This is a genomic window from Magnetospirillum moscoviense (genome assembly GCF_001650635.1).
In the GTDB taxonomy this organism is placed as follows: domain Bacteria; phylum Pseudomonadota; class Alphaproteobacteria; order Rhodospirillales; family Magnetospirillaceae; genus Magnetospirillum; species Magnetospirillum moscoviense.
This window is the reverse complement of the sequence record NZ_LWQU01000010.1, coordinates 1-7,525: the sequence shown is the minus strand read 5'-3', so window position 1 is coordinate 7,525 and position 7,525 is coordinate 1. Positions and strand designations below refer to the sequence as shown.

Here is a 7,525-nt window from a genome sequence, read left to right as displayed (position 1 = left end):
CCACCAATAGCGCCCGCCCATGGTTTCGGCGTGGCGCAGGCGGTTGCAGAACTCGGCGGCCAGCCGGGCGATCAGCGCCTGGTCGAAGAAGGGCGGGAAGTTCAGCTCGGCCGGGCGGAACACATAGGTCAGCACCACGCCGTCCTCGACGTTGCAATGCAGGCGGTTCTCGGCGATGCGGTAGTCCAGGCCGAAGCCCCTGGCCCCCAGGCCGGCCGACAGCGCCCGCAAGAAATCGGCGGGAAGCTGGTAGGCGCAGCTGTAATCGGCGACCGGGGCGGCGGCCAGCAGAGGAAGCGTGGCTTGGCCGGTGGCGAAATTCCACGGATGCGACGACAGCATGGCGTCGCGCAGAGCCGGATACAGGTTGGCGCACACCTCGGACTCGGCGGTGCCTTCGTCGAACGAGGCGATGCTCGCCGCCCCCAGTTTCAAAAGGGCGCGCGAACACAGCGCGATGGCGGACAGGGCCATGGCGGGTCTCCTGGGTTGGGGATGAAAAGACCCGGCGGGGTGGTCCCGCCGGGTCCGGTCACGGTCAATCGGCGTCGGTGGCGCCGATCTGGGTCATGTCGTTGACATCGACCACGCCCGAGGCCGCCTGCGACACGAAGAACAGGCCGCCCTTGGTGGTGCCGGAGGTCTCGACGTTGGCGACGATGATGTCGCCGGCGCGCAGCATGTCGACGGCCGGGTTGAAATAACCGGCGGTATCGACCGAAGCGGCGGTGTCGGCGGTGGTGTAGTGCCACAGCGTGAAGCCGTTGGCATAGGCCAGCACCGACAGGTCCTTGGATTGGTAAGCCATGCGCGTTGCTCCTTAGGATTCGAGGCAGCGCAGCGAAACGACGCCGGCCGGATCGACCAGAACCGCGCCCTGGCTCATCATGTTGTTGCAGAACCACGCGGCGCGGTCGCCGTGGTAGGTGATCTCGCTCTTGACCTCGGAGCCGACGGCGTGGGCCACCGCGCTCTTGTGGTACCAGTAGCAATGGCGCACGCCGCCCGACTTGGTCAGGCCGGAATGGGGCATCCACAGGGTGCCCAGCCAATGCTTGGCCTGGGTGCCCTTCCACGGCAGGTCGTCGTCGCCGACATAATCGGCGTCGGCGAATTCCGGGATCTGCAGCAGGTCGGACCATTGCTTCCAGCCGATGATCGCGGTGCGTTCGCCGTCGTCGGGGACGTCGGCCTCGCCCAGCATCTCGAAGGCGGCCAGGACCTTGGCCTTGGTCAGGGCGGTGGTGCCGTCCAGCGCGTAGTTGGTCGACTTGTCCAGTTCGGTGATGATCAGTTCGTCGGTCTTGCGGCCCAGCGCATAGGCGCCGGCATTGACCAGCACGGCGCGCTCGTCGTGCTCGACCTTCAGTTCGTCCAGCTTGTCCAGCCAGTCGCCAGCGTAATAATCGTACAGCTGGCACTCGACCGAATCGTGCTCGACATTCATCACCGGCACCTTGCCGTGGCGGGCCTTGGTGCTGGCGGTACCCTTGCCAACCTTCGAGAACACCGCGATGGCGCCCTTGACGCTGTTGCGGGCGCGGACGGTATTGCGAAGCTTGGTGCCCTGGCGCTGATAGGCGGCATGGACCTGGGCGCCATATTCCTTGGAGTAATTGTTGATGACGGTCGTCGACATGGGTTCACATCCTTCATTGGTGGAATGGATCGTAAAGGGTGGCGCCCCCCGGCCGGTTCTGGCCCAGGCCCCCGGGATGGCCGGGCCGCCGTCGGGAGGCGCGCGAGAAGCCACCCGCCGGGCCGTTCCGTGATGCGGCAAGGCATCCGGCCCGGTTCTCCGGCGGGTGGAAATGGTGACCAGCAAGGGACCCGCCCCGCGCGGCCCATGGACAGGCGCGCGGGGCGGGGAGAGCGGCGCTCGGCGACCGGGAAGTGCGGTCGGAGCGGCCTGCCCTCGCGGACAGGGGGAGGGGCAGAAAATTCCCCCTGTCGCCAGCGGTGAAAACGGATATGATCGGTGGCTAGTGTCCTGCCCCCGAAATTCGTGCCACGAATTCTGGGGGTAAGCAGGCCACTCATTTATTGAATTGTGTGGTGATTCTGAAATTCGCAGAATGTTGCGCAGTTCAGAATCACCACACTAGGCGGGGCGCCCGCCGGTCAACGTGGGGAACAGCGGATCGTCATGAATCAAGTCGAACCAACGGCGCGCAGCATTTCCGGCACCCAGCGCACCGAGCGCATTGAGGCGCGGGCCAACGCCCTGCTCAGTGACTGCCGGCGGGCTTTCCATGCCTTCGGCGAACTCGACGAGTTGGCGGAGAACCTTCGCATCTTGTCGCTCAATGCCGAGCTGGCCGCCGGCCGGGCCGGCGACAAGGGCCGCGCGGTTCGGGCGCTCACCCAATACACCCGCGAACTGGTCAATCGCCTGGCCCAGATCCGGGGCGAGATGAACCAGCTGCGCCTGCGCACCGACACCTTGTCGGAAAAGATCGAGGACGAGCTGAAGCAACTGCGCGCCCTGGAGGAATCCGGCCAGGGCGGCGCCGAAAGCGTCGCTTTCGCCGAGATGATGCGCTCGCTGGTCGATAAGCTCGACGACCTCTCGACCAATGTCGAGGAGCTGTCGCGCCGCGCCCATGGCGTCGAGGAAGTGGTCAGCCAGTCGGACTCGATCGCGACCAACATCGCCATCGAAGCCGCCGCCGCCGGCGTCCACGAAAAGGAATTCCGCACGGTGTCCGACACCATGCGCCGCTACGTTGATAATCTGCGGACCATGATCGACGACGCTTCGGACGCCGTTCGCCGGGCCCTGGAAAAGGTCGACAGCCTGCGTCGCCTGGGCATCGAGAATCTGCAAAGCCTGCGCGGCTAACCCCGCCTAGCATGACAAAGGGCCCGGGGCTGGATCAGCTTCGGGCCCTTTGTCATGTCGGCGTTTGGAGCGTTTTCACGCCAAGCGTGAACACGCGGGCGAGCCAGAGCGGCGCCTGAGCGGCCCGGGACGGGCCAAACATAAGACTCTGGACCGGTTTCAGCTCGGGCTGAAAACGGTCTAGACGCAAGTGTGGCGGTGACAGGAACGTATATAGAACAAACGGACCGGGCCGGTCAAGGGCTTTTTTCGCCCCCCTTGCCGGGCCGGCACTTTTCCCGCAAGCTGCCGCCATGCCTGAATTGCCCGAAGTCGAGACGGTGGCACGGGGACTGGCCGCCGTGTGGGAAGGACGCTCCCTGATCAGGGTCGAGTGCCGCCGGCCCGACCTCAGAAAGCCGTTGCCGCCCGATTTCGCCCCCCGCCTGACCGGGCGGCGGATCGACCGGGTGGGACGGCGCGCCAAATATCTGCAGGTCTTCCTGGATGACGGACTGGTGATGCTGGGCCATCTGGGCATGTCGGGGCGTATGGTTATCTCGCAAGGGCGCAACGAGCCGCCGGGCAAGCACGACCATGTGCTGTTCGTCACCGACCAGGGGGTGACGGTAACCTTTTGCGATCCGCGCCGCTTCGGGCTTCTGGATTTGTGCACGATCGATCAATTGGCCACCCATCCGTTGATGGCCGCCCTGGGACCCGAGCCGCTGGACCAGGGTTTCACCCCGGCCGTGTTGGGCGCGGCCCTGAACAGCAAGGCGACGCCGATCAAGGTGGCGCTGCTGGATCAGTCGGTGGTGGCCGGCCTGGGCAACATCTATGTCTCGGAAAGCTGTTTTCGTGCCGGCATCTTGCCGACGCGCGCCGCCGGGTCGCTGAAGAAGGCGGAAATCGCCCGGCTGGTCCCGGCCATCAAGGCGGTTCTGACCGAAGCGATCGCCGCCGGCGGCTCGTCGTTGAAGGATCATGTGCGGCCCGACGGCGAACTGGGCTATTTTCAGCATTCGTTTGCGGTTTATGATCGCGCGGGCGAAGCTTGCCCGGGCTGCACCTGCGATGCAGGGCGGACCGGCGGCATCACCCGCATCGTCCAGGCCGGACGATCGACCTTCTTTTGTGCCAACAAGCAATCGTGACGGACATGCGCATCCTTCCTGCCATCGTGGTCGCCCTGGGATTGGCCGTCGCCGCAACGGGGGCCGGCGCTCAAGGGGCCGCCTTCCTGTCGGCCTACGAAGATCTGCCGTTGGCGCCGGGCCTGACCGAGGTGGCCGGCGCCGGTCTGTCGTTCGACACCCCCCAGGGCCGCATCGTCGAGGCCATGGCCCGCTCGGGCGCCAAGGCGGCCGACATCTTGTCCTTCTATGCCGAGACCTTGCCGCAATTGGGCTGGTCCAAGGCCGGCGAGGCCCGCTATCGCCGCGACGCCGAATTGCTGACCATCGAGGCCCGGCCCGATGGGCGCCAGACCCTTGTCCATTTCACCATTTCCCCGGAATAAAACCGCCCACAAAGGGAGCATCAAGACCCATGCCCTACGAAAACATCCTGGTCGAGACCCGCGGCCCCGTCGGCCTGATCACCCTGAACCGGCCGAAGGCGCTGAACGCGCTGTGCGCCGCCCTGATCCGCGAGTTGGGCCTGGCGCTGGACGCCTTCGAGGCCGACAACGAGATCGGCGCCATCGTGCTGACCGGCTCGGAAAAGGCCTTCGCCGCCGGTGCCGACATCAAGGAGATGGCCACCAAGTCCTACATGGACGTCTATCTGGCCGACTTCATCACCCATGGCTGGGAACAGGTGACCAAGTGTCGCAAGCCGGTGGTGGCGGCGGTGGCCGGCTATGCCCTGGGCGGCGGCTGCGAGATGGCGATGATGTGCGACTTCATCCTGGCCGCCGATACCGCCAAGTTCGGTCAGCCGGAAATCACCATCGGCACCATTCCGGGTGCCGGCGGCACCCAGCGCCTGACCCGCGCCGTCGGCAAGGCCAAGGCGATGGAAATGTGCCTGACCGGCCGCATGATGGACGCCGCCGAGGCCGAGCGCGCCGGCCTGGTCAGCCGCATCATCCCCGCCGCCGATCTGGTGGACGAGGCCATCAAGGTCGCCGAGCGCATCGCCGAGATGAGCCGTCCGGTGGTCATGCTGTGCAAGGAATCGGTCAACGCCGCCTTCGAGACCACCTTGACCCAGGGCGTCAAGTTCGAGCGCCGGCTGTTCCACTCGACCTTCGCCACCGAGGACCAGAAGGAAGGCATGGCCGCCTTTGCCGAAAAGCGCACGCCGTCTTTCAAGAACCGCTAGACCAAGATGAAGTCATCGTGGTCTAGCTTTTTCTTGTCCCTCGCCGGGCGCAAACCTCCGGTTTGCTTGGCCGCGGCCGCAATGGCCGCTGGAGCAGGATGATTTCCACCTGAAATCACCCGGCTCGAAGACAGGAGCGCGAGAAGGGGCGCCCCACGGGGCGCCCTTTTTCACAGGCGCTGCACGCTCCAGCCCATCAGGCGGATGATGCCGTGTTCCATGCGCGGGCGGACCAGTCCGGTGGCGATCTCGACATAGGAACAATAACGCTGCGACTTGGCGTCGTCCTTGACCTTCAGCATCAGGCCGGTGCGGTTGGCGAAGGCGTCGCCGATCTCGGGCGGCGTGCGTTCGGGGCCGTCGGTAAAGGCCAGCGCTACCCCGTCAACCGGAATCAGCGGCAGTTCCGGGTCGATATAGCGCAACGCCATGTGGCCGGGCTCGGGCCGGGGCTCCAGCACCACCAGGAAATGGTTGGTGTGTTCCTTGCCGATGCGCTCGGCCTTCAGGCACAAGGCGCGGCTGCCATCCAGCTCCAGGGTCACGAAGCTGCCGGCGGCGATTTCGTAAGCGGGCTTGGGCGCGGTCACTTGGCCTTCATCTCCATTTTTTGAATGTTCAGGCGGGCGGTTTCGGCCGCCTCGGTGTGCGGGGCCACCTCGATGGCGCGGCGCCAATCGGCGCGGGCGCCGGCATCGTCGCCGGTCAGGCGCTTCAAGATGCCGCGTTCCAGCAGCGCGTCGGGGAAGTCGGGGTCCAGCTTCAGCGCCTGTTCGACATCGTCGCGAGCGCCGGGCAGATTGTCCTGGTAGCGAAAGGCGCTGGCCCGCAGCACCAATGCCTCGACCCGGTGCGGCTGGCGGCGCAGCAATCCGGTCAGGATATCGACGACCTCGTTGTAATGGTGGACCTGGGCCAGCAGCACCGCATGGTCCAACAGGATCTCGGGGTCGCCCGGGGCCAGGATCAGGGCACCCCGTTGGGCGGCGTCGGCGCGTTGCAGCTTGCCGGCCAGCATCCAGGCCTGGGCCGCCTGGGCCAGCATCTGGGCCCTGACGCCGTCCTCGCGCACGCTTTCGTTGGCCAGGGTTTCCAGCCGGGTCGCCGCCTCGGCATACTTGCCCAGGCCGATCAGGGCGACGGCGCCGCAATGGCGCGCCGCCTCGCCGCCGCCCAGCGACTGCCAGGTCAATGCCTCTTCCCAGCCCTGCTCGGGCTTGTCCTTGGCCATGACCAGGCAGACCCGGTACTCCTCGGGGCCGTCGATGGTCTGGGCCAAGGCGGGAAGGGCCAGGGCGGAAAGGATCAGGGCAAGAAGAGCGCGGCGCATGGAAATCCTGGCGGGGTTGTCGGGCTGGCATTAGTGTGGCTAGCGGGGCCGACAACGCAAGGGCTAAGGATGAGCAGGCGCTTCTTCCTGTTTGGTTTGGGGTTCTCCGGCCGGGTCATCGCCCGGGCGCTGCTGGATGCCGGCTGGCAGGTCGCCGGCACCACCCGCTCGGGTGAAAGAGCGGATATGCCCGGGATCACCGTCCATCCGTTCGACCGCGACCATCCGCTGCCGGCGGGCGCGCTGGACGGGGTCACCCATGTCCTGTCCTCGGTGCCGCCCGACGAAAAGGGCGATCCGGTGGTCGATGTCATGGGCGACCATTTGCGGGCGCTGGCGCCGTCCTGGGTCGGCTATCTGTCGACCACCGGGGTTTACGGCGATCGCGGCGGCGACTGGGTCGACGAGGACAGTCCGTTGATTCCGGGTCTGGATCGTTCGCGCCGCCGCGTCGCCGCGGAAGCCGCCTGGCAGTCGCTGGGACTGGCGGTCCATATCTTTCGGCTGGCCGGCATCTACGGTCCCGGCCGCTCGGCCATCGACAGTGTGCGAAGCGGCCAGGCCCGGCGCATCGTCAAGCCCGGCCAGGTGTTCAGCCGCATCCATGTCGAAGACATCGCGGGCGCGGTGCTGGCCTCGATCGCCAAGCCGCAACCCGGCGGCCGGATCTACAATCTGTGCGACGACGACCCCGCCCCGCCGCAAGAGGTGATCGCCCATGCCTGCGCCCTGTTGGGCGTCGAACCGCCGCCGGAAATCGACTGGGATCAGGCGAAGGCCAGCCTGTCGCCGATGGCGCTCAGTTTCTATGCCGACAATAAAAGGGTCAGAAATAATCGGATGAAAACCGAGTTGGGCGTAGAACTTCGCTATCCGACCTACCACCAAGGTTTGAAATCCATCCTTCTTGGGCACTAGCAGCCAGTCGGACTCGAGCTTTCGGCGGAGTACGTGGGGCGGTAGTTCCGCTGGATCGCCTGGGACTGGGGCGTGACCGTCTGGCCGGGTGGATGCTGGGGAGATCGCCCGGCGCGCCCGGTTTTGTA

10 protein-coding genes are annotated in these 7,525 nt (G+C 66.2%); 5 read left to right on the top strand and 5 right to left on the bottom strand.

From position 1 onward, the window contains the following. From A6A05_RS00430 to A6A05_RS00420, 3 genes are all read right to left on the bottom strand, one after another. Positions 1–474, bottom strand: a 474-nt coding sequence (locus A6A05_RS00430) for a phage connector family protein (RefSeq protein WP_068496381.1), incomplete at its 3' end; no start/stop codon positions are given. A gap of 64 nt (positions 475–538) precedes the next feature. Then, positions 539–808 carry a hypothetical protein gene (locus A6A05_RS00425; protein WP_068496379.1) on the bottom strand — a complete coding sequence of 90 codons (270 nt, stop codon included), beginning with the start codon at positions 806–808 and terminating at the stop codon, positions 539–541. A 12-nt stretch (positions 809–820) separates the two neighbouring features. Then, positions 821–1,639, bottom strand: coding sequence for a phage capsid protein (locus A6A05_RS00420; protein WP_068496376.1), 819 nt, complete (start codon positions 1,637–1,639; stop codon positions 821–823). A gap of 507 nt (positions 1,640–2,146) precedes the next feature. Here A6A05_RS00420 and A6A05_RS00415 point away from each other — a divergent pair. The 4 genes from A6A05_RS00415 (at position 2,147) to A6A05_RS00400 (ending at position 5,149) form a co-directional block, all read left to right on the top strand. Continuing rightward, a complete protein-coding gene (locus tag A6A05_RS00415; RefSeq protein ID WP_068496375.1) occupies positions 2,147–2,842 on the top strand; it encodes a methyl-accepting chemotaxis domain-containing protein in 696 nt (231 codons plus the stop codon). 293 nt (positions 2,843–3,135) lie between these two features. Next, positions 3,136–3,978, top strand: a complete 843-nt coding sequence (mutM, locus tag A6A05_RS00410) for a bifunctional DNA-formamidopyrimidine glycosylase/DNA-(apurinic or apyrimidinic site) lyase (protein ID WP_068496373.1) — start codon at positions 3,136–3,138, stop codon at positions 3,976–3,978. A gap of 5 nt (positions 3,979–3,983) precedes the next feature. Next, positions 3,984–4,343, top strand: a complete 360-nt coding sequence (locus A6A05_RS00405) for a hypothetical protein (RefSeq protein ID WP_068496367.1) — start codon at positions 3,984–3,986, stop codon at positions 4,341–4,343. A 29-nt stretch (positions 4,344–4,372) separates the two neighbouring features. Then, positions 4,373–5,149, top strand: coding sequence for an enoyl-CoA hydratase (locus A6A05_RS00400; RefSeq protein WP_068496365.1), 777 nt, complete (start codon positions 4,373–4,375; stop codon positions 5,147–5,149). 170 nt (positions 5,150–5,319) lie between these two features. Here A6A05_RS00400 and A6A05_RS00395 read toward each other — a convergent pair whose 3' ends face one another. Both A6A05_RS00395 and A6A05_RS00390 read right to left on the bottom strand, forming a co-directional pair. Next, the gene (locus A6A05_RS00395) at positions 5,320–5,739 is read right to left on the bottom strand and encodes a hypothetical protein (protein ID WP_068496364.1); all 420 of its coding nucleotides are present in this window, start codon (positions 5,737–5,739) and stop codon (positions 5,320–5,322) included. Beyond that, a complete protein-coding gene (locus tag A6A05_RS00390; protein WP_068496362.1) occupies positions 5,736–6,479 on the bottom strand; it encodes a tetratricopeptide repeat protein in 744 nt (247 codons plus the stop codon). The genes A6A05_RS00395 and A6A05_RS00390 overlap by 4 nt, the downstream gene beginning before the upstream one ends. 69 nt (positions 6,480–6,548) lie before the next feature. Between A6A05_RS00390 and A6A05_RS00385 the strand changes: the two genes are divergently transcribed. Next, on the top strand, positions 6,549–7,397 hold the full coding sequence (locus A6A05_RS00385; protein ID WP_068496360.1) for an SDR family oxidoreductase: 849 nt from the start codon (positions 6,549–6,551) through the stop codon (positions 7,395–7,397). The last annotated feature ends 128 nt before the right edge of the window (positions 7,398–7,525 follow it).

Coding starts and splice junctions, on each gene's coding strand:
- A6A05_RS00425 (WP_068496379.1), bottom strand. CDS start 808: ATGGCTTACCAATCCAAGGACCTGTCGGTGCTGGCCTATGCCAACGGC.
- A6A05_RS00420 (WP_068496376.1), bottom strand. CDS start 1,639: ATGTCGACGACCGTCATCAACAATTACTCCAAGGAATATGGCGCCCAG.
- A6A05_RS00415 (WP_068496375.1), top strand. CDS start 2,147: ATGAATCAAGTCGAACCAACGGCGCGCAGCATTTCCGGCACCCAGCGC.
- mutM (WP_068496373.1), top strand. CDS start 3,136: ATGCCTGAATTGCCCGAAGTCGAGACGGTGGCACGGGGACTGGCCGCC.
- A6A05_RS00405 (WP_068496367.1), top strand. CDS start 3,984: ATGCGCATCCTTCCTGCCATCGTGGTCGCCCTGGGATTGGCCGTCGCC.
- A6A05_RS00400 (WP_068496365.1), top strand. CDS start 4,373: ATGCCCTACGAAAACATCCTGGTCGAGACCCGCGGCCCCGTCGGCCTG.
- A6A05_RS00390 (WP_068496362.1), bottom strand. CDS start 6,479: ATGCGCCGCGCTCTTCTTGCCCTGATCCTTTCCGCCCTGGCCCTTCCC.
- A6A05_RS00385 (WP_068496360.1), top strand. CDS start 6,549: ATGAGCAGGCGCTTCTTCCTGTTTGGTTTGGGGTTCTCCGGCCGGGTC.